At 53.5% G+C, this 20,383-nt stretch carries 17 protein-coding genes; 13 read left to right on the top strand and 4 right to left on the bottom strand.

Annotated features, from left to right (window positions below; genetic code table 11):
* Window positions 1-16 precede the first annotated feature (16 nt).
* A complete protein-coding gene (mngA, locus tag M2403_RS19605) occupies window positions 17-1,945 on the bottom strand; it encodes a PTS 2-O-a-mannosyl-D-glycerate transporter subunit IIABC (protein WP_259230610.1) in 1,929 nt (642 codons plus the stop codon).
* A gap of 189 nt (window positions 1,946-2,134) precedes the next feature.
* On the opposite strand from mngA, the gene M2403_RS19600 reads away from it, so the two are divergent.
* Window positions 2,135-2,854 (top strand): GntR family transcriptional regulator, encoded by a 720-nt coding sequence (locus M2403_RS19600; RefSeq protein WP_259230609.1) that lies wholly within the window; start codon window positions 2,135-2,137, stop codon window positions 2,852-2,854.
* Here M2403_RS19600 and M2403_RS19595 read toward each other — a convergent pair whose 3' ends face one another.
* Entirely contained in the window at window positions 2,855-4,306 is a 1,452-nt protein-coding gene (locus tag M2403_RS19595; RefSeq protein WP_259230720.1) for a PLP-dependent aminotransferase family protein, read from the bottom strand.
* Window positions 4,307-4,441: 135 nt separating this feature from the next.
* Here M2403_RS19595 and M2403_RS19590 point away from each other — a divergent pair, with 135 nt between their 5' ends.
* The 6 genes from M2403_RS19590 (at window position 4,442) to mgrA (ending at window position 10,241) form a co-directional block, all read left to right on the top strand.
* Entirely contained in the window at window positions 4,442-4,873 is a 432-nt protein-coding gene (locus M2403_RS19590; RefSeq protein WP_152324865.1) for a carboxymuconolactone decarboxylase family protein, read from the top strand.
* 289 nt (window positions 4,874-5,162) lie between these two features.
* Window positions 5,163-5,402: a glutaredoxin-like protein NrdH gene (gene nrdH, locus M2403_RS19585; RefSeq protein ID WP_259230608.1), complete on the top strand. Its 240-nt coding sequence runs from the start codon at window positions 5,163-5,165 to the stop codon at window positions 5,400-5,402.
* A 10-nt stretch (window positions 5,403-5,412) separates the two neighbouring features.
* On the top strand, window positions 5,413-5,817 hold the full coding sequence (gene nrdI, locus M2403_RS19580) for a class Ib ribonucleoside-diphosphate reductase assembly flavoprotein NrdI (RefSeq protein ID WP_152324864.1): 405 nt from the start codon (window positions 5,413-5,415) through the stop codon (window positions 5,815-5,817).
* Window positions 5,799-7,961: a class 1b ribonucleoside-diphosphate reductase subunit alpha gene (gene nrdE / locus M2403_RS19575; RefSeq protein WP_259230607.1), complete on the top strand. Its 2,163-nt coding sequence runs from the start codon at window positions 5,799-5,801 to the stop codon at window positions 7,959-7,961. Before nrdI ends, nrdE begins: the two co-directional genes overlap by 19 nt.
* Window positions 7,962-7,981: 20 nt before the next feature.
* Window positions 7,982-8,965, top strand: coding sequence for a class 1b ribonucleoside-diphosphate reductase subunit beta (nrdF, locus tag M2403_RS19570; RefSeq protein ID WP_120508967.1), 984 nt, complete (start codon window positions 7,982-7,984; stop codon window positions 8,963-8,965).
* Window positions 8,966-9,200: 235 nt separating this feature from the next.
* Window positions 9,201-10,241, top strand: a complete 1,041-nt coding sequence (mgrA, locus tag M2403_RS19565; RefSeq protein WP_259230605.1) for an L-glyceraldehyde 3-phosphate reductase — start codon at window positions 9,201-9,203, stop codon at window positions 10,239-10,241.
* A 51-nt stretch (window positions 10,242-10,292) separates the two neighbouring features.
* Here mgrA and M2403_RS19560 read toward each other — a convergent pair whose 3' ends face one another.
* The gene (locus M2403_RS19560) at window positions 10,293-10,853 is read right to left on the bottom strand and encodes an NlpC/P60 family protein (RefSeq protein ID WP_259230604.1); all 561 of its coding nucleotides are present in this window, start codon (window positions 10,851-10,853) and stop codon (window positions 10,293-10,295) included.
* Window positions 10,854-11,044: 191 nt separating this feature from the next.
* Window positions 11,045-12,400, bottom strand: coding sequence for a 2-hydroxycarboxylate transporter family protein (locus M2403_RS19555; protein ID WP_208951940.1), 1,356 nt, complete (start codon window positions 12,398-12,400; stop codon window positions 11,045-11,047).
* A gap of 319 nt (window positions 12,401-12,719) precedes the next feature.
* On the opposite strand from M2403_RS19555, the gene M2403_RS19550 reads away from it, so the two are divergent.
* The 6 genes from M2403_RS19550 to proX (M2403_RS19525) all read left to right on the top strand — a co-directional run bounded on the left by M2403_RS19550 (window position 12,720) and on the right by proX (M2403_RS19525) (window position 20,198).
* The gene (locus M2403_RS19550; protein WP_259230603.1) at window positions 12,720-14,372 is read left to right on the top strand and encodes a sensor histidine kinase; all 1,653 of its coding nucleotides are present in this window, start codon (window positions 12,720-12,722) and stop codon (window positions 14,370-14,372) included.
* Window positions 14,365-15,078 carry a response regulator gene (locus M2403_RS19545; protein ID WP_152324858.1) on the top strand — a complete coding sequence of 238 codons (714 nt, stop codon included), beginning with the start codon at window positions 14,365-14,367 and terminating at the stop codon, window positions 15,076-15,078. The genes M2403_RS19550 and M2403_RS19545 overlap by 8 nt, the downstream gene beginning before the upstream one ends.
* A 589-nt stretch (window positions 15,079-15,667) precedes the next feature.
* Window positions 15,668-16,864 carry a glycine betaine/L-proline ABC transporter ATP-binding protein ProV gene (gene proV / locus M2403_RS19540; RefSeq protein WP_152324857.1) on the top strand — a complete coding sequence of 399 codons (1,197 nt, stop codon included), beginning with the start codon at window positions 15,668-15,670 and terminating at the stop codon, window positions 16,862-16,864.
* On the top strand, window positions 16,861-18,057 hold the full coding sequence (gene proW / locus M2403_RS19535) for a glycine betaine/L-proline ABC transporter permease ProW (protein WP_217152218.1): 1,197 nt from the start codon (window positions 16,861-16,863) through the stop codon (window positions 18,055-18,057). The genes proV and proW overlap by 4 nt, the downstream gene beginning before the upstream one ends.
* Window positions 18,058-18,173: 116 nt before the next feature.
* The gene (gene proX, locus M2403_RS19530; protein WP_152324855.1) at window positions 18,174-19,178 is read left to right on the top strand and encodes a glycine betaine/L-proline ABC transporter substrate-binding protein ProX; all 1,005 of its coding nucleotides are present in this window, start codon (window positions 18,174-18,176) and stop codon (window positions 19,176-19,178) included.
* A 24-nt stretch (window positions 19,179-19,202) separates the two neighbouring features.
* Entirely contained in the window at window positions 19,203-20,198 is a 996-nt protein-coding gene (gene proX / locus M2403_RS19525) for a glycine betaine/L-proline ABC transporter substrate-binding protein ProX (protein WP_152324854.1), read from the top strand.
* The last annotated feature ends 185 nt before the right edge of the window (window positions 20,199-20,383 follow it).

The raw sequence follows: 20,383 nt of genomic DNA, 5'->3' as shown, positions 1-20,383 counted from the left end.
GAATAAATGAGGGAGTTTAAGAAGAAGGAGCGTCACCGGAGAACTGCCCGCGGCGTACGGCGTAGCCCCGCCAGCTCAGCAAAACCAGCGTGGAAATCACCGTGCCTGCCAGCGCCGCGCCCAGCCAGACTGCCGCCGCCTGCCACCCGCCTAATCCGCCGTCGTGGAGCAGAAACAGGGAGAAAATGCCCGCACCCGGCGTGGAAAGGCCGATCCCTGCCGCGCCGACAATCGCGCCCGTGACAACGGATCCGGTCAGGAAGGAGCCGATAACACGCAGCGGATCTTCAATTGCCATCGGGATCGCCCCTTCAGTGATCCCCGCCAGGCCGAGCAGCCAGGTGGATTTTCCGGTTTCGACTTCAAAGGATTTGAACAGGTGTGGCGCGAGCACAGTTGAAGCGGTCACGGTGAAAGCCGAGACCATTTTGGTGGCCCCGAAAATGGCATACGGACCGTAAACGCCGTTTGCCATCGCACCAAGACAAAAAGCGTAGGCCGCTTTGTTGACAGGCCCGCCCAGATCGAAAGAGCACATGAAAGCAATCAGCGCGCCAAGGACAATCGCGTTACTGCCGGATAATCCGTTCAGCCACACGGTCAGGCTGCTGTTGAGCAACGCGACGGGTTCACCAATCACAAAGAGCATAATGCTGCCGGTAATCAGCGTTCCGAATACCGGATAAAGGTAAAACATCAGGAAGCCGTTGAAACTGGCACTCAGCCGGACGTGCTTTTTCATCCAGCGCATGACGTAACCGGCAATCAGCCCGCCCGCCACACCACCGAGAAATCCTGCGCCGATCATGTTGGCGCACAGTCCGGCGGCAAACCCCGGCGTCAGGGCCGGTTTATCCGCCAGCGAATACGCCGTGTAAGCCGACAACACGGGCACCATCAGAATGCCCAACATACCGCCGCCAAGCTGGCGGTACATCCACAACCACGACTCTTTTTGCGCGTAAAGTTCCTGCCAGCCAAACAGCTGTGCGATCAGCACTGTCACCGCCAGCACCGAGCCGCCGGCCACAATCATCGGTACGGCAAAGGAAATTCCGCTCAGCAACGCCTGCTTCAAATCTGCCTTCACGCTGTTTTCCGGCGGCTTTACCGGCGCGGATCCCAGTGTTTCGCCGGGTTTACGCTGCATCGCCAGCGCCTGTCGCAGCAAGGCTTCAGCACGGCGGATAGGCTCTGCCACCGGTACCCTAATGCACGGGATCCCGTCGAAGCGCTGACTGTCTTTGACTGCCACTTCGGCGGCGAAAACGCAGGCCACGGCGCGATCGCACTGAGCGGCAGTGATGGGATCCTCAATGCCGTTAGCGCCCTGCTTTTCAACATGTACGCGAATACCCAATTTTTTAGCCGCCTTTTCCAGATATTCAGCCGCCATATACGTGTGCGCGATGCCTGCCGGACAGGCGGTCACGCAGACCACCAGCGGTGTCTCTTCAGGCAAAGCCTGCGGGTCATCAATTTCCGGCGCAGCCTCTTCCCGTAATAATGTCAGTACCTCCTGTGCATCGCGCGCTGCCAGCAATGCAGCACGGGTTTCATCATCCACCAGCCGCGTGGTCAGCGCCGTCAGTAACTGCATGTGAGTCGATCCCGCTTCGGCTTCAGGGATCGCCAGCAGAAAGATCATATTCACCGGCTCATCGCCATCCACACCCTGCCAGAGCAGCGGTTGCCGCAGTGTCGCCAGCGCAAAAGCGGCACGCTTCACACTGGCAGATTTACCGTGCGGAACGGCCAGCCCTTCGCCCAGCGCGGTCGGGCCTTCAGTCTCGCGTTCAGAAACTGCATGCAGGAAATCCTGCGCATGATTAAGGATCCCCTGCTGATCCAGCCGCTGAGCAAGAAAAGCGATCGCCTGTTCGCGGCTGGCAAAAGTGGTGTTGAGATGTATCAGTTCGGGTGAGGTCAGTAATGTCAGATCCATAAAGTTGTCCTGTCTGAATCGATGAAACATCAATATTTGTATTATTGTTGTATTGTATTTGTATTAAACAACAAAGAGGCATGGACTGAATGTGATCCAGATAGAAGATTTTTCGTTCAGTTGTATTGTTTTTGCCGGGACGGACGAACTGCTACACTCTGCCTAAACTGCTCTGAAGGAACCTGAAACGTGAGTAATCAGCCACTTTACCGCCAGATCGCGACGCAGATCCGCGATCAAATCCAGCGCGGAGAAATCAAAACAGGCGACGCGCTGCCAACGGAATTACGACTGCGCGAGCAGTTTGGCGTCAGCCGGGTGACGGTACGGCAGGCGATTAAGCTGCTGGTGGAACAGGATGTGCTGGAAAGTGTGCAGGGCAGCGGAACTTACGTGAAGGAAGCAAAGGTCAATTACGATATTTATCAGCTGACCAGCTTTGATGAGAAGTTACAGCCTCTGGACAGGCCGTCGCACAGCGAGGTGCTGGCATTCTCCATCCTTAAGCCGCCGATCGGTATCGCCGAAGCGCTGGCGTTATCTGAACAGGCGCGGGTTTATTACATTAAACGGCTACGCTTTATTGTCAGCAAACCCGTCACACTGGAAGAAACCTGGATGCCGCTGGAACTCTTTCCTGATCTGACCTACGAAGTGATGCAGGGGTCAAAATATGCCTGGATGGAGCAGACCAAACATCTGGTGATTGACCGCAGCGAACAGGAAATTATTCCGTTGATGCCGACCAAAGAGATGGTGTCACTGCTGGGCGTGGCGGCTGATCAGCCGATTTTGCAGAAGATCTCGAAGGGATTTTTGGCGGACGGCACGGTATTTGAATTCAGCCGCAATACCTTCCGCACCGATGATTATAAATTTACCCTGATCGCCCGACGGATGCCGCACTGATCAGCGGCTGTTTTCAAGGACGTCGGCCAGACGCTGCACCAGCCCGCTGGCATGCTCCTGCGAGCTGATATTCGGAAATCCCATCAGCAGTCCGTTCGGGCGCAACGCATCGCTACGCTCACGCCACTTAACCTGCCAGTCGGAAAGCGCCTGTACCGCCAGTCCCTGTTCGCGGGCGTTTTTGGCGATCAGGGAATCATCGAGATGAGCACTCAGACTGGTGGATAGCTGGATGCCGCCAGCCTGCTGATTCACCCGCAATATGTCCGCCGGAAACTTCGCCGTCAGCGCCTGTTCGAGATAACCACGACGTTCAGCATACAGTTGGCGCATACGTTTCAGATGCCGGTAGAAATGTCCCTGTTCGATAAACTCCGCAATGCTGCTTTGTATCAGAGGTGGCGTGCCGCAAATTCGCAGCGGGCAATAGGCCCCGATTTTTTCCACCAGACTTTCCGGCACCACCACATAACCGCAACGGAGCGCCGGAAACATCACTTTGCTGAATGTTCCTGCGTAAATAACCCTTCCCTGCGTATCCAGACTTTTCAGAGAAGGCAGCGGCTGGCCGTGATAACGGAATTCGCTGTCGTAATCATCTTCGATAATCCACGCCTGCTGTTTCGCCGCCCACTCAAGCAGCGCCATGCGTCGCGCTAAACTCATGGTCACACCGGTCGGACTCTGATGAGCGGGCGTAACGACGGCAAACCGTGCAGCAGAAAACTGCTTAACAGCCTGCGGAACATCCATGCCCTCATCATCGACTTTCACCGCCCTGGCAACCGCCCCTGCCGCACGAAAGAATGCCTGTGTCACCGGATAACCGGGGTCTTCCAGCCACACGCCATCACCGGGTTGTAACAGGCTGCCGATGATCAAATCCAGCACCGGTGCGTATCCGCCACAGATAAAGACCTGTTCCGGGCGGCAGGTAAATCCTCGGGAAAGTTGCAGATAGCGTGCGACCGCATTACGCAATCCGTCGGTGCCCGCCAGCGGCGGATGGCCTAAATCATTCATGCTGGTGTGACGGATTTGCCTTGAGACAATGCGCGACCAGATAGCACGCGGGAACGCATCCAGCGCCGGAAGGCCGAGCTGAAAAGGCAGCGAAGATACTGAAGGCAACATCGGGTTGATGGGATCAGATGCGGCGTTCTTCCTGACCGGCGCTGGCGCGGGGACGGATAAGCTTTCCGGCGCGCTGACCACCGTTCCGGCCTGTCCGCGGCTTTGCAAAAAACCTTCCGCCATCAGCAGGCCATAGGCATTTTCCACCGTCGCGCGCGCCACGCCGAGTTCACTGGCCAGCGCCCTCACCGACGGCACGCGGCTGTCACGCTTGAGTTGCCCGGCCATGATCGCCTGTTTAACCCGCTGATAAATCTGGCGGTAAAGCGGTGCTTTGCGCCGGGGATCGAGCTGAAAGGAAAGACTGAAGCCGCGCATCATGACCTGCTTAAATAGGTATTTTATGGCCCTGTAGTATAGACCATACGAAGCGTAAAGTAGCGGTCACTGAGACGCACGATGCGTCACTCTTTGCTGAAAAATTTACTTCAAAAAATCCCAGAGGAAATCATCATGACTGCACTTCGCCTGCCTTACTATTCTCTGTCTTCTTCCGTGATGGAGCCGATGAAAGCGGCGCTCGGCGCACTGGAAAACGGTCCGCTGGATAACGTGATTATCGAACTGGCCTTCCTGCGTGTTTCGCAAATTAACGGCTGCGCCTATTGCCTGGATATGCATTCCAAAGCGCTGCGCAAAATGGACGTCGCGCAAACTAAGCTGGATCAGCTGGCGGGCTGGCAGGTCAGCCACGCGTATTCAGAACGTGAACGTGCGGCGCTGGCCTGGTCAGAATCGCTGACGCTAATTGCCGCCACCGGTGCACCGGACAGCGCCTTTGAACCACTGAAAGCACATTTCAGCGACGTGGAAATTTCAGAACTGACTTTTGCTATCGGCCTGATGAATGCGTTTAACCGTCTTGCTGTGGGTATGCGCCAGTAAGTTTCACACTTTGCGCAGTGCATTTTTTAAACAATCCGTTGCGCAAAAATCTGAACCAAAAAAGTTTCTCCCCGCCAGCCCGCTTCCTGCGGGCTTTGTCGTTTTTGCAATAAGCAAAACTGGAAAAACTACATATTGTGTGGTTGAAAATTTAAATCACCACATCTAGTATTCAATCCATCGGGACGCCACGATGGCACCGACTCTCGCGCCTTTCCCCGGCTGAAACAGCCACACAGCGGACAGGCAAAAATTGTCTCTGATTTCTTACTAGATGGAAATACGAATCATGAGCATTATTATTTACAGTAAACCAGACTGTGTCCAGTGCAACGCGACTTACCGTGCATTAGATAAACAAGGCATCGCTTACCAGGTTGTCGATCTGACTCAGGATGATCAGGCGCTCGGGCAGGTTCGCGCGATGGGTTATCAGCAGGTGCCGGTGATTGTGGCCGGTGACGACCACTGGTCTGGTTTCCGCCCGGACAAGATCAGCGCCCTGCGCCAGCTTCAGAACGCGTTCTGAGGGCAGGCGGATGAATCCGTTGGTCTATTTTTCCAGCAGTTCAGAAAACACCCATCGCTTCGTCGGCAGAACAGGATTGCCGGCGATCCGCATCCCGACAGACAGACAGCCTGAAAAATTGCGCGTTGACTCACCGTACATTTTGGTGGTGCCGAGCTACGGCGGCGGATCGGCCAAAGGCGCGGTGCCCGCACAAGTGATCCGTTTTCTGAACGATGAACATAACCGTTCACTCATCCGCGGTGTTATTGCCGCCGGGAACACCAACTTCGGCGCAGCGTATTGCATTGCCGGCGACATTATTTCCCAGAAGTGTCAGGTGCCTTACCTGTACCGCTTTGAATTGCTGGGAACGCCGGAAGACGTTGCAAAGGTCAGACAGGGAGTAACAGAATTTTGGCAGCGACAGAACTAGCAATCACCGACCCCGGCACCCGCAGCCCGGACTATCACGCGCTCAACGCGATGCTGAATCTGTTCGACGCGAACGGTCAGATCCAGTTTGATAAAGACCGCCTGGCCGCGCGCCAATACTTCCTGCAGCACGTCAACCAGAACACGGTGTTCTTCCATAATCTGGCCGAGAAACTGCGTTATCTGGTTGAGGAGGGCTATTACGAAGCCGCCGTGCTGGATCAATATGCTTTTGAAGACATTAAGGCGTTATTCAAACAGGCTTACGCCAAAAAGTTCCGCTTCCAGACCTTTCTGGGCGCATTCAAGTATTACACCAGTTACACGCTGAAAACCTTCGACGGCAAACGCTATCTGGAACGTTACGAAGACCGCGTATGCATGGTGGCGATGACACTGGCACGCGGCGATATTCAGCTCGCCCGCCATTTTGTCGATGAGATAATTTCCGGCCGCTTCCAGCCTGCTACGCCGACGTTCCTCAACTGCGGCAAAAAACAGCGCGGCGAACTGGTTTCCTGCTTCCTGTTGCGCATTGAAGACAACATGGAATCCATTGGTCGCTCGGTGAACTCGGCGTTGCAGCTTTCCAAACGCGGCGGCGGCGTGGCGTTTATGCTGACCAACATCCGTGAAGTCGGCGCGCCAATTAAGCGTATCGAAAACCAGTCATCCGGCGTCATTCCGATCATGAAAATGCTGGAAGATGCCTTCTCTTATGCCAATCAGCTGGGTGCACGTCAGGGCGCGGGCGCGGTGTATCTGAACGCCCATCACCCGGATATTCTGCGTTTCCTCGATACCAAACGCGAAAACGCCGACGAAAAAATTCGAATTAAGACCTTGTCGCTCGGCGTGGTCATTCCGGACATTACCTTTGAACTGGCGAAGAACAACGAAGATATGTACCTGTTTTCGCCTTATCACGTCGAGAAGGTCTATGGCGTGCCGATGTCTGAAATCAGCATCAGCGAGAAATACCGCGAAATGGTGAATGACAAACGCATTCACAAAAGCAAAATCAACGCGCGCGAATTCTTCCAGGTGCTGGCGGAAATTCAGTTTGAATCCGGCTATCCGTACATGATGTTTGAAGACACGGTAAACCGCGCCAATCCGATCAAAGGTCGCATCAATATGAGCAACCTGTGTTCGGAGATTTTGCAGGTGAATTCGCCGACCCTCTACGGCGAAGACCTGTCTTATCAGGAAATTGGCAAGGATATTTCCTGTAATCTCGGCTCACTGAATATTGCCTCAGCCATGGATTCCCCGGACTTCGGCAATACCGTTGAAATGGCGGTACGCGCGCTGACGGCGGTGTCGGACATGAGTCACATCCGCTCGGTGCCGTCTATCGATCAGGGGAATCAGGATTCCCACGCCATTGGCCTCGGGCAGATGAATTTGCACGGCTATCTTTGCCGCGAACGTATTTACTACGGTTCAGAAGAAGGTCTGGATTTCACCAACATCTATTTCTGCACTGTGGCTTTCCATGCGATCCGTGCGTCGAACCAGATCGCTATCGAACGTCAGCAGTCATTTAAAGGTTTCAAAGATTCAACTTACGCCAGCGGCGCTTATTTCGACAAATATGTCGATGAGGCATTGGCCGCGAAATGGCAGCCGAAAACTGACCGCGTGCGTGAGCTGTTTACTGACGCCGGAATCGCGATTCCGACCACCGCAGACTGGGCAGCGCTGAAAGATTCTGTGATGCAGCACGGGCTGTATAACCAGAATTTACAGGCGGTGCCGCCCACCGGTTCGATTTCTTACATCAATAATTCGACCTCAAGTATTCACCCGATTGTGTCCCGCGTGGAAATCCGCAAAGAGGGCAAAATTGGCCGTGTGTATTATCCGGCAGCGTTTATGACCAACGACAATCTGGATTACTACCAGGATGCGTACGAAATCGGTCCGGAAAAAATCATTGATACCTACGCCGAAGCGACGCAGCACGTCGATCAGGGGCTGTCGCTGACGCTGTTCTTCCGCGATACCGCCAGCACGCGAGACATCAACAAAGCGCAGATTTACGCCTGGCGAAAAGGCATCAAAACCATTTATTACATTCGTCTGCGCCAGATGGCGCTGGAAGGCACCGAAGTTCAGGGCTGCGTTTCCTGCACGCTGTAACTGACTGAAAGGATTTAAAAATGAGCGCAGTAAAACAATTGTTAGTACCGCAGCCGGTCAGCAAAGCCATCAACTGGAACAAAATTCAGGATGATAAAGACCTCGAAGTGTGGAACCGTCTGACGTCGAATTTCTGGCTGCCTGAAAAGGTGCCGTTGTCGAACGATATTCCGTCATGGGCGACGCTGAGTGCGCAGGAGAAACAGCTGACCATCCGCGTGTTTACCGGCCTGACGCTGCTCGATACCGTACAGAACGTGGCCGGCGCACCGACGCTGATGAAAGACGCGGTGACGCCACACGAGGAAGCGGTTTACTCGAATATCTGCTTTATGGAAGCGGTGCATGCGCGTTCTTACAGCTCGATTTTCTCGACGCTGTGCGCCACCGTGGACGTGGATGAGGCTTACCGCTGGAGCGAAGAAAACGTCGCGCTGCAAAATAAAGCGGCGATCATTTTGTCGTATTACGACGGCGAAGATCCGCTGATGAAGAAAGTCGCCAGCGTGTTCCTCGAATCGTTCCTGTTCTACTCCGGTTTCTATCTGCCGATGTACTGGTCGAGCCGTGCCAAGCTGACGAATACCGCGGATCTGATCCGTCTGATCATCCGCGATGAGGCCGTTCACGGTTATTACATCGGCTATAAGTTCCAGAAAGCGCTGGCGCTGGAAAGCGAAGAACGTCAGCGGCAGATCAAAGAGCAGGCGTTTGATCTGATTCAGGATTTGTACGACAACGAGATCCGCTACACCGAAGAACTGTACGACGGCGTGGGCTGGAGCGAAGACGTGAAAAAATTCCTGCATTACAACGCCAACAAAGCGCTGATGAATCTGGGCTACGAAGCGCTGTTCCCGGCCAGCATGGCGGATGTGAATCCGGCGATCCTTTCCGCGTTATCGCCAAACGCCGACGAAAACCACGACTTCTTCTCCGGATCCGGATCGTCGTATGTGATCGGCAAAGCCGTGAATACTGAAGACGAGGACTGGGATTTCTAAACAGCTCCTTGCGAAGGGCTGCTTGTGCTCCTTCCCCTCACACGAGGGGAAGGTTGGGATGGGGTGTTGGTTCGCAGACGACGCGGCGACTGAGAAGCCATTAATACCCCACCCCCGCCCTCCCCTTCGCAGGGGAGGGAGCTAAAACCTCACTTTCTGATGTTGCCGTTATTTTTCTCAGCGTTAGTATAGAAACAGTGTTTCAAAACCCTACGCCATTAGAAAAGGAAACATCATGTTGTATCAGCCCTCAACTTCACGCTATGAAACCATGCAATTCCGCCGCTGCGGTCAGAGTGGTTTAAAACTCCCTGCACTTTCTCTCGGTTTATGGCACAGCTTCGGCCATGTCAGCCCGCTGGAGTCCCAGCGAGCATTGCTGCAAAAAGCCTTCGATTTGGGCATCACGCATTTTGATCTGGCGAATAACTACGGGCCACCTCCGGGTTCTGCCGAAGAAAATTTTGGCCGGTTGCTGAAACAGGATTTCGCCCCGTACCGCGATGAACTGATCATATCGACTAAAGCCGGTTATGACATGTGGCCGGGTCCGTACGGCTCCGGTGGCTCGCGCAAATATCTGCTGGCGAGTCTCGATCAAAGCCTGCAACGCATGGGGCTGGATTACGTTGATATCTTCTATTCCCACCGCGTGGATGAAGAAACGCCGATGGAAGAAACCGCGGCTGCGCTGGCGTATGCGGTGCAAAGCGGCAGGGCGCTGTATGTCGGGATTTCGTCTTATTCGCCGGAACGTACGCAGAAAATGGCGGAACTGCTGCGCGAGCTGAAAGTGCCGCTGCTGATCCACCAGCCGTCTTACAATCTGCTGAACCGCTGGGTGGATAAAAGCGGCCTGCTGGATACGCTGAAACAAAACGGCGCGGGCTGCATCGCGTTCACGCCGCTGGCTCAGGGGCTGCTCACCGGTAAGTACCTTAACGGGATCCCGGACGGTTCGCGCATGCAGGTGGAAGGCAATAAAGTGCGCGGGCTGAATGCAAAAATGCTGTCAGAAGAGAATCTGAACAGTCTGCGTTTGCTCAATGAAATGGCGCAGAAGCGCGGTCAGAGCATGGCGCAAATGGCGCTGAGCTGGTTACTGAAAGACGATCGCGTGACGTCTGTGCTGATTGGTGCCAGCCGTCCTGAACAGCTGGAAGAAAACGTCAGGGCGCTGGAAAACCTGCGCTTCACCACCGAAGAGCTGGCGGCGATTGATCAGCATGTCTCAGACGGTCAGTTAAATTTGTGGCAAACATCGTCAGATAAATAATCAGTAATTAAAGGGCGGAGAGTATTAATCCGCCTTTTTAATTTATAAGTGTTAACTCATTAATTCCAGACGTCGCGCTGTTTCATAATGGTTGACCCAATACTGATTATCCAGTGACGATATCGTCACCCCTTCAATTTTAGAAGCATGAATAAACTGATTATCGCCAATATAAACACCCACATGGCGATCGGCCTCTGTTGTTTTGAAAAAGACTAAATCACCGGGCTGAAGGTTATCTTTATTCACCTTTTTGCCATTTTTAATTTGCTCAAACGTCGTGCGTGGCAACGGATGATGCAGGGAGTCATTGAACAGATGCTGCATCAGCGCTGAGCAGTCCACGCCTTTGTGGGTCGTGCCCCCCAGATGGTACTGAGTGCCTTTCCAATGGGAATACTGAGATAATAATGCCGTTTTAATTTCATCAGGATTGCCATTATCTGCGGATAAAGGCGCTTCGTTATGTAATTTAAAAATTTCTTTATGGGAATAATTCTTTTTCCCGAGAGACGTGAATTCCTTTGGCAATTCGAAGGCAAAGGAATTAATGCTAAAGAATGAAGAGACTATCAATAATAAAAAATAAACCAGGGTTTTAATGCGAAACATACGAACGTTCTTTTTTCAAAAATAGATTTTATCCTTACCTGTAGACCAGCGAACGGGGCGGGTGACTCTTCGTTGAGTGCGCAAATAATAACCGATGAGCAAAAAATAACCACCCCAAAACGAGTCCAAAATGAGACTTTCTAATTTTTGCAGGTTTGCCCCCTTTAACGGAAAAAGGGGGCGGAAGGAACTCAGGAGAAGAACTTCGCCAGCACGAAAAGCCCGACGGAAACGTTGATCGCACCGCCGATACGGGTGGCGATTTGTGCGAAAGGCATCAGCGTCATACGATTGCCGGACGTCAGAATTGCCACGTCGCCGGTGCCGCCCTGCCCGCTCTGGCAACAGGAAACAATCGCCACATCAATGGGATGCATACCGATTTTTTTCCCGACGTAAAAACCGGTGCCGACCAGCGCCAGCACGGTGGTCACGATCACCAGCAGATTTTGCACGGTAAACGCGTTGATCAGTTCCTGCCAAGGCGTAATCGCCACGCCCACCGCGAACAGCACCGGATAAGTCACCGCGGTGCGGAAGAATTTATATACCGTCATCGAGCCGTGCTGAATGGTCGGTGACACGCCGTTAGCCAGTTTCACCAGCACTGCCGCAAATAACATACCGACCGGCGCGGGCAGGCCGATCCATTTCTGTCCGAGCATCCCGACCATGTACAGAAGGATCGCCAGCAGCGCACCACAGGCCAGCGCATTCACGCCCGGATTTCCTTCGAATTCATCAGTCCCGCTGCCGAGTTCACCTTTCTTCGACGGCATCAGCTGACCTTCGCCGGTGAGATGCGGATAACGTTTCCCCAGCTGGTTCAGTACGCCCGCCAGCACAATCGCTGTCAGGCCGCCGAGCATCACGATCGGCAGAATACGCCCCAGCGCCACGCCCTGCTCCATATGCAGGATAGTCGCGTAGCCCATCGACAGCGGGATCGCGCCTTCACCCACGCCACCGGCCATGATAGGCAGGATCAGGAAGAAGAAGGTTTGCACCGGTGGTAAACCTAACGCGGTACCCATCGCCATTCCGGCGATCATCCCGACCACTTCCCCGCACAGCATCGGCACGAAGATCCGCATAAAGCCCTGGATCAGCACCTGGCGATTCATGCTCATGATGCTGCCGACAATAATGCAGCAGATGTAGAGATAGAGAATGTTGGTGGATTTATAGAATTTGACCGTGGAATCGACCACAACGTCCGGCAGCAGACCGTAATGCACCATCGCGGACGGAATAAAGGTGGCGCAAATCGCCGCCGCGCCGAGTTTGCCGACCACCGGCAGCCGCTTTCCAAATTCGCCACAGGCAAAGCCGAAGAAGGCCAGCGTCGCGACCATCACAACGATATCGCTGGGCAGTTTGCCGTTCAGGCAATCCAGCAGGATCAGCACGCCCGCCAGCAGGAAAAACGGCAGCGGAATAATCCCTATCTTGTAGTTATCCAGAATGTGCCACCATTTTTGTCTGGCAGACAGGCCGGAAGCTTTTGTTTTGTTGACAGCGATGTAGGAATCGTCGGTTGTGCTCATGGCATTGCCTCTTTCTTGGTAATACTTTTCTTATTGATGATCTGAGCATATGAAAATGGCCGGTCAGGCGGATGTGAGGTTGTTCAAATTAAGGCCGCAGGGATAAAGGTTGTTATGGTGTTTATGGAGTTAATGCGTCCAAATTTATAAGGATTATCAGATAAGTAGTAAAACCCGCAATTAACCTTGCAATCACTGTGTGAATTACATTCTATTTATCTTCTTCGTTCACAACTTCGCTTATGTCAGATTACGGCAGCGTTTTCGCCGTGATAGGCTTATTCGATGTGTGTGTCAGGGCTGGCTTTTGGCGGGATGTATGAAATTAAGATTACCTTTTCAGGTAAAGCTCTTTTTATCTCTGGTGGTATTTTCCTGCCTGTTGCTGGCACTGCTGGGCGCTATTTTATTTCATATTATTGACCGCCAGCTGCATCACGACCTGGGGCAACGCGCCAAAGTTCAGGCCAGCGAAATCGCGCTGATGCCGGGGCTGGCGCAGAAAGTCGCCCGTCGCGATGTGCCGGGAATTGCCCGTCTTATCCAGCCGTTACGCGATAAGAGTGATGCGAGTTATATCGTGATTGGTGACGTCCGCGAGCGGCATCTTTATCACTCGGAATCCCCGGACAGAATAGATCTGCCGATGATTGGCGGCGATAACGCGGAGGTGCTGGCCGGGAAAACCATTATATCGGTGCGTCAGGGCGGCATCGGTGTTTCATTACGCAGCAAAGCGCCGATCCTCGACGAAAATAATCAGGTCATCGGCATTGTGTCGGTCGGCTATCTCACGTCTTACATCGACAATATTAACGGTCACCGTCTGGCGCAGGCCGGTTTATACGGTCTTCTTCTTTTATTACTGCTGTTTATTTTCTCGTGGATGTTTACCCGTAACGTCAAAAAACAGATGTTCTGGCTTGAACCCAAGGATATTGCGCTGCTGGTTCGCCAGCAAAAAGCGTTGCTGGAAGCCATGTATGAAGGCGTATTTGCGATTAATGCCGAGAAGCAGCTGATTTCCATTAACCGCGCCGCCCGGGAATTACTCGATATCCGTCAGCCGGAAAACGAGCTGATCGGCAAACCGCTGGAAGAAGTGCTCCATACGCCGCCCGCGTTCTTTACGCAAAGCGGTCTTCAGGACAATAGCAGCCGCCATGATCAGATAACGGTGCTCAACCAGCGTCAGGTAATCATGAACCGCGTGCCTATTGAGCTGGAGCCGGGCAAAGAAAGCGGATGGGTGTTCAGTTTCCGCGATAAAAATGACATTAATACGCTGAGCAGCCAGCTGAGTCAGGTGAAACGCTACGCCGATAGCCTGCGCATCATGCGCCATGAACAGCTGAACTGGACGGCGACGCTGGCCGGTTTGCTGCAAATGCAGCGTTACGATGATGCGATGCACTATATTCAGGCACAGTCAGAAGGTGCGCAGGCGGTGCTGGATTTCGTGTCGGCACGCTTCACGTCGCCTGCCCTTTGCGGGCTGTTGCTGGGAAAATTCGTCAGTGCGCGCGAGAAAGGCGTGGAGCTGGTGTTTGACCCGGCCTGCCAGTTAATCCGTATTCCGCCGGTCATCGGCGAAACCGAGCTGATGTCGGTGATCGGCAATCTGCTTGATAACGCCGTGGACGCCACGCTGAAAGCCGGCGCACCGATTTCGCCGGTAGAATTGTATATTTCAGACAGAAACCGCGAGCTGCTGATTGAGGTGGCCGATCGCGGTGGCGGCGTCGATGACACCCTGAAGCCGAATCTGTTTGAGCAGGGCGTCACCTCGAAGCCTTCCGGCGGCGATGAGAAGACCGGCGCGGAACACGGCATCGGGCTTTATCTGGTGGCCGGTTACGTCCGTCAGGCGGGCGGCAGCATCGAAATCTCAGACAATGCGCCTCAGGGTACGATATTTTCAGTGTTTATCCCGTATCCGTCAGAGAGGTCAACAGGACAGCAACATGAATAACAGCAGCGCACTCGATGTCGTGATTGTGGAAGACGAGCCGCACCTTGCCGGTCTGCACCGTGATTTTATCGAGCAAAACTTTAACCTGCGCGTGGTCGGGATTGCCGCCACGCTGGAACAGGCCCGTTCGTTATTGCGGCAGCATCAGCCGAGGCTGGTACTGCTGGATAATTACCTGCCAGACGGCCAGGGCGTGGATTTGATCGACAGCCCGCTGCTGAAAAGCTTCGACTGTTCGGTGATTTTCATTACGGCGGCCAGCGATATGCAGACGTGCAGCCACGCCATGCGCAGCGGCGCGTTTGACTACATTATTAAGCCGGTGTCGTTTCACCGCCTGCGCAGCTCGCTCGAGCGTTTCATGCAACTGGTGCAAACCCTGCGCAATGTGAAAGTGGTCGATCAGCGGGCGCTGGACAAACTGTTTAACCTCCCCGCCAGCGACACGCCGCCAGCCCCTTCTGCAAAAGGGATTGAGCCGAATACGCTCGAACTGGTTCAGCGGGTGTTCACCGCGAAACCCGACGTCAGCTGGTCGGTGGAACAGGTGGTTGAGGAGGTTGGGATCAGCAAAACCACCGGCCGCCGGTATCTGGAATATTGTGTGGAAATTGGCTTTATCGGCGTCGAGATGCAGTACGGAAATATCGGCCATCCGAGGCGTCTTTACCGGAAAATAGTGACTGAGGAAAAATCCGCCTCCTGAACCCGAATTATGGCGTTCTGCCCCTCTGAATTTCGCCTTCACGGCCAGCGGTTCCGCTGGCCAAATTCCCACATTTCACCCCGCACAGTGCGATTATTTCCACAAATATTCACCTTTCAGACAACCGGTAAATTCAGGGCTTTCAGTGCAAGCTGAAATCACTATTTACACATTGCAAATCCCGCCATGGAATTTGCATTAAATCCCCCTGAACCACGCTATTTAAACCACTAAAAACCCCACAAAACAAGAAGGCATTAAATCATTAAAAATCAACTAATTAATTATATATTAAGCAAAACGCACGCATCAGATAATTAGGCATACAACAATAAACACAGCGCCCTTAAAATTGTCATTAAATGTCAACCTGCGCTGACGTAAATTAGACACGCACAATACATAAAAATACGCCACCAGAAACACAACCATGAATATTCATGAGAAACATTGAGACTTGTCTCAGAATTTTGGTGTGTTAGGGTATAAAGCGTTCACTATTTTGTAACAGGCAAAAAACTATACGTTTCAACAGAAAAATTAGACATCAAGCCGATACGGCTATTTATATCCAAGGAATGCATATTGCATGGCAATTAAAATCGAAGTAAAAAATCTTTATAAGGTGTTTGGCGAGAACCCGGAACGCGCTTTCAAGATGATTGACGCTGGCAAGGGTAAAGAAGAAATTTTCGAGAAAACCGGTCTGTCACTTGGCGTTAAAGATGCCAGTCTGGCCATTGAAGAAGGCGAGATTTTCGTCATCATGGGGTTATCCGGTTCCGGTAAATCCACCATGGTACGCCTTCTCAATCGTCTGATAGAGCCCACCCGCGGCGAAGTGCTGATTGACGGCGAAGACATCGCCAAAATCTCAGAATCAAAATTACGCCAGGTGCGTCGCAGTAAAATCAGTATGGTGTTTCAGTCATTTGCGCTGATGCCCCACCTGACCGTGCTGAATAATACGGCGTTTGGTATGGAGCTGGCCGGTGTGCCGGTGGAAGAGCGAAATGCCAAAGCGCTGGATGCGCTGCGTCAGGTCGGGCTGGAAAACTATGCCAATTCTTATCCGGATGAATTGTCCGGGGGGATGCGTCAGCGTGTCGGCTTAGCCCGTGCGATGGCCAATAACCCTGACATTCTACTGATGGATGAAGCCTTCTCGGCGCTCGATCCGTTAATCCGTACCGAAATGCAGGATGAGCTGGTGAAGCTGCAAGCGCAGCATCAGCGCACCATCGTGTTTATTTCCCATGACCTCGACGAAGCCATGCGCATCGGCGACCGCATTGCGATTATGCAGGGCGGCGAAGTGGTTCAGGTCGGTACGCCGGAAGATATCCTCAATAATCCGGCCAATGACTATGTCCGCACCTTCTTCCGTGGCGTCGATATCAGTCAGGTCTTCAGTGCCAAAGACATCGCCCGCCGTCGTGGCGCGCTTATTCGTAAAACCCCCGGTTTTGGTCCACGTGCCGCACTCAAGCTGCTCGAAGACGAAGACCGCGAATATGGTTATGTGCTGGAACGCGGACAGAAATTCATCGGCGTCGTGTCGATTGAATCCCTGAAAACCGCGCTGAAAGCCAATCAGCCGCTGGAAAGTGCCCTGCTGGAATCTCCGGCACCGGTGCAGGCAGATATGCCGCTCAGCGAACTGATTTCTCATGTGGCCGCCGCGCCTTGCGCAGTACCGGTGATCAATGAGGACAATAACTATATCGGCATTATTTCCAAAGCCATGCTGCTTCAGGCTCTGGATAAAGAAGGGGGTAACGAATGAGCAACTCAACCATAAACAATACAGTTTTTCAGCACGCGCAGGCGGCTCAGACTCAGCCACTGGATGCATCCGTTGATCCGTGGAGTGCCGATAACGCCAGCGGTGGCATTGCGCCGCAGCCTGACGCAGCAGCCAGTTCCGCACCTGCCGATGCCGGTGGCGATCCGTGGGGCGGTGGCAGCGATGCCGCAACCAGCGCACCTGACACCACACACCACGCCGCCGCACAGGCCAACGACTGGCTGAGCGTCGCACCTGAACAGCATCAGCATTTCAATATTCTGGATCCGTTTCACAGCACGCTGATCCCGCTCGACCACTGGGTAACCAACGGGATCGACTGGCTGGTTGGCAACTTCCGTCCGGTATTCCAGGGGATCCGCGTGCCGGTCGATTTCGTGCTGAGCGGTTTTCAAAGCGGGCTGGAATCATTACCAGCACCCATTGCGATCCTGATTTTCGCCCTGCTCGCCTGGCAGATGGCGGGTTTAGGCATGGGTGCTGCTACGCTGGTTTCTCTGGTTCTGATCGGCGCAATCGGCGCGTGGTCACAGGCCATGGTGACGCTGGCGCTGGTTCTGACCTCGCTGTTCTTCTGTATTCTGATCGGTTTGCCGATGGGGATATGGCTGGCGCGCAGTCAGCGGGCGGCAAAAATTATCCGGCCTCTGCTCGATGCCATGCAGACGACACCGGCGTTCGTGTATCTGGTGCCGATCGTCATGTTGTTTGGTATCGGTAACGTGCCGGGCGTCGTGGTCACCATCATCTTCGCCCTGCCACCGGTCGTGCGTCTGACGATTCTGGGGATCAACCAGGTACCGGAAGATCTGATCGAAGCCGCGAAATCCTTCGGTTCCAGCCCGAGTCAGATGTTGTTTAAAGTTCAGCTTCCGCTGGCGATGCCGACCATCATGGCCGGTATTAATCAGACGCTGATGCTGGCGCTGTCGATGGTGGTTATCGCCTCGATGATCGCCGTCGGGGGGCTGGGTCAGATGGTACTGCGCGGTATCGGCCGTCTGGATATGGGCCTCGCCTCGGTCGGTGGTGCGGGTATCGTTATTCTCGCCATCATCCTCGACCGCCTGACACAGTCTATGGGCCGCGACAGCCGCAGCAAAGGCGGCCACCGCTGGTTCACCCGCGGACCGGTTGGTCTGGTGATGAAGCCTTTCGTCAAAAAAGCCTGATTCACACACTGCACTTTTCCCGGCGGTTCGCTGCCGGGAACTCTCAAAAGCTAAAACAACGCAGTCCACTCTTACGTATTCATAAGCCACAAACTTAATAAGAATAAGGGTTCACCATGCGCACAATTCAGAAAAAAGCACTCATCCTCGCATTATCCATTGCGACACCCGCCGCTTTCGCCGCTGATTTACCGGGCAAAGGCGTGGTCGTGAAACCTTTGCAAAGCACCATCGCAGAAGAGACTTTCCAGACGGAACTGGTTAACCGCGCCCTGCAAAAACTGGGCTACGACGTTCAGCAAACCGGTGAAGTGGATTACAACGTCGCGTACACCGCCATCGCCAGCGGCGATTCGACGTACATGGCGGTGAACTGGGAACCGCTGCAAAAAGACATGTACAACGCCGCCGGTGGCGATCAGAAATTTTACCGTCAGGGCACCTATATCAGCGGCGCGGCGCAGGGTTATCTGATCGACAAGAAAACAGCCGACAAATATCACATTCATGATTTGTCGCAGCTGAAAGATCCGAAGATAGCCAAACTGTTTGACGCCGACGGTGACGGCAAAGCCGATATGGCCGGCTGTAATCCGGGCTGGGTATGCGGCTCCGTCATCAATACGCAGATTAAAGCCTACGGCCTGAGCGACACCGTTACCCAGAACGAAGGCAACTATTCGGCGATTATTGCCGATACGCTGACCCGCTATAAATCCGGCAAACCGGTGCTGTATTTCACCTGGACACCTTACTGGGTGAGCAACGAGATGAAACCGGGCAAAGACGTAGTCTGGCTGACCGTGCCGTTCTCGGCCAATCCGGGCTCACTGAAAGACATGGATACCACGCTGCCGAACGGCAAAAACTACGGTTTCCCGGTCAACAACGAACACATCGTGGCGAACAAAGCCTGGGCTGAGAAAAACCCGGCCGCCGCGAAACTGTTCGCCATCATGAAACTGCCGCTGGCGGATGTGAACGCGCAAAACCTGAAGATGCACGAAGGGGAATCCTCTTCTGATGATATCCAGCAGCACGTTGACGGCTGGATCAAAGCACATCAGGCCACGTTTGATGGCTGGATCAAAGAAGCGGCCGCCGCAGCCGCCACGAAATAACCGATGAAAATCTCAGAGGAATTTATGAAAAAGACAGGAATCTGGGCGGTTGCCGCCCTCACCACATTTGCCACAGCCACAACGTTCGCCGCCGATCTTCCGGGTAAAGGCGTCAGCGTGACACCGATTCAAAGCACCATCAGCGAAGAAACCTTCCAGACGGAACTGGTGAATAAGGCGCTGGAAAAACTGGGCTACGACGTTCAGCCGACCCGTGAAGTGGATTACAACGTCGGCTACACCACCATTGCCGCCGGTGACGCCACGTTTACCGCCGTGAACTGGTCACCGCTGCATGATGAAATGTACAAAGCCGCCGGTGGCGATAAAGTTTTCTATCGTGAAGGGACGTATGTGACCGGCGCAGCGCAGGGCTGGCTTATCGATAAGAAAACCGCCGAGCAGTATCACATTACCAACATCGAACAGCTTAAAGATCCGAAACTCGCCAAGCTGTTTGATACCAACGGCGACGGCAAAGCCGATCTGACCGGTTGTACGCCGGGCTGGGGCTGTGAAGCCGCACTGAACGAACAGCTGAAAGCGTACGGTCTGGAAAAAACCGTGACACATAATCAGGGTAACTATTCCGCGATGATCGCCGACACCATTACGCGATACAAAGAAGGCAAACCAATTTTCTATTACACCTGGACGCCGTACTGGGTCAGCAATGTGCTGATCCCGGGCAAAGATGTGTTGTGGATGCAGGTGCCGTTCTCCGTCGTGCCGGGTGATAAAAACGCCGATACCACACTGCCAAACGGCAAGAACTACGGTTTCCCGGTGAGCACTATGCATATCGTGGCAAACAAAGCCTGGGCTGAGAAAAACCCGGCCGCCGCGAAGCTGTTTGCCATCATGAAATTACCGCTGAAAGACATCAATGCGCAGAATGCTGCGATGCACGCCGGTAAAAACTCGGATGCTGATATCGATGCACAGACCGACGGCTGGATTAAAGCCCACCAGGAAGAGTTCGATGGCTGGGTGAAAGAAGCTGCTGCGGCCGCGAAGTAACGCCGTTACAGACTCAGTAAAACCCGCGGGCGGAGAGAAATCTCCGCCCGTTTTTTTTTGGGGAGCGTATTGAAATAAGCGCTATTGCAAAACCCAATAGTTGCCATGAAAACTATTCATTGGTTTAATATTTTAACTCAAACGATAATCGTTTTTCGCATTCCCCTGCTTATTCAATAAGATCT

This window comes from Rahnella sp. BIGb0603 (assembly GCF_024808755.1).
Taxonomy (GTDB): Bacteria; Pseudomonadota; Gammaproteobacteria; order Enterobacterales; family Enterobacteriaceae; genus Rahnella; species Rahnella contaminans.
The sequence above is the reverse complement of the archived record's forward strand: the minus strand, read 5'-3'. Positions and strand labels throughout refer to the sequence as shown.

Excerpts from the sequence above, each read along its gene's own strand:
- nrdH (WP_259230608.1), top strand. The coding sequence starts at position 5,163 with ATGAGCATTATTATTTACAGTAAACCAGACTGTGTCCAGTGCAACGCG.
- M2403_RS19555 (WP_208951940.1), bottom strand. The coding sequence starts at position 12,400 with ATGAGCACAACCGACGATTCCTACATCGCTGTCAACAAAACAAAAGCT.
- M2403_RS19545 (WP_152324858.1), top strand. The coding sequence starts at position 14,365 with ATGAATAACAGCAGCGCACTCGATGTCGTGATTGTGGAAGACGAGCCG.
- proX (WP_152324854.1), top strand. The coding sequence starts at position 19,203 with ATGAAAAAGACAGGAATCTGGGCGGTTGCCGCCCTCACCACATTTGCC.
- mngA (WP_259230610.1), bottom strand. The coding sequence starts at position 1,945 with ATGGATCTGACATTACTGACCTCACCCGAACTGATACATCTCAACACC.
- proV (WP_152324857.1), top strand. The coding sequence starts at position 15,668 with ATGGCAATTAAAATCGAAGTAAAAAATCTTTATAAGGTGTTTGGCGAG.
- nrdF (WP_120508967.1), top strand. The coding sequence starts at position 7,982 with ATGAGCGCAGTAAAACAATTGTTAGTACCGCAGCCGGTCAGCAAAGCC.
- mgrA (WP_259230605.1), top strand. The coding sequence starts at position 9,201 with ATGTTGTATCAGCCCTCAACTTCACGCTATGAAACCATGCAATTCCGC.
- proW (WP_217152218.1), top strand. The coding sequence starts at position 16,861 with ATGAGCAACTCAACCATAAACAATACAGTTTTTCAGCACGCGCAGGCG.
- M2403_RS19560 (WP_259230604.1), bottom strand. The coding sequence starts at position 10,853 with ATGTTTCGCATTAAAACCCTGGTTTATTTTTTATTATTGATAGTCTCT.
- proX (WP_152324855.1), top strand. The coding sequence starts at position 18,174 with ATGCGCACAATTCAGAAAAAAGCACTCATCCTCGCATTATCCATTGCG.
- nrdI (WP_152324864.1), top strand. The coding sequence starts at position 5,413 with ATGAATCCGTTGGTCTATTTTTCCAGCAGTTCAGAAAACACCCATCGC.
- M2403_RS19550 (WP_259230603.1), top strand. The coding sequence starts at position 12,720 with ATGAAATTAAGATTACCTTTTCAGGTAAAGCTCTTTTTATCTCTGGTG.
- M2403_RS19595 (WP_259230720.1), bottom strand. The coding sequence starts at position 4,306 with ATGCGCGGCTTCAGTCTTTCCTTTCAGCTCGATCCCCGGCGCAAAGCA.
- M2403_RS19590 (WP_152324865.1), top strand. The coding sequence starts at position 4,442 with ATGACTGCACTTCGCCTGCCTTACTATTCTCTGTCTTCTTCCGTGATG.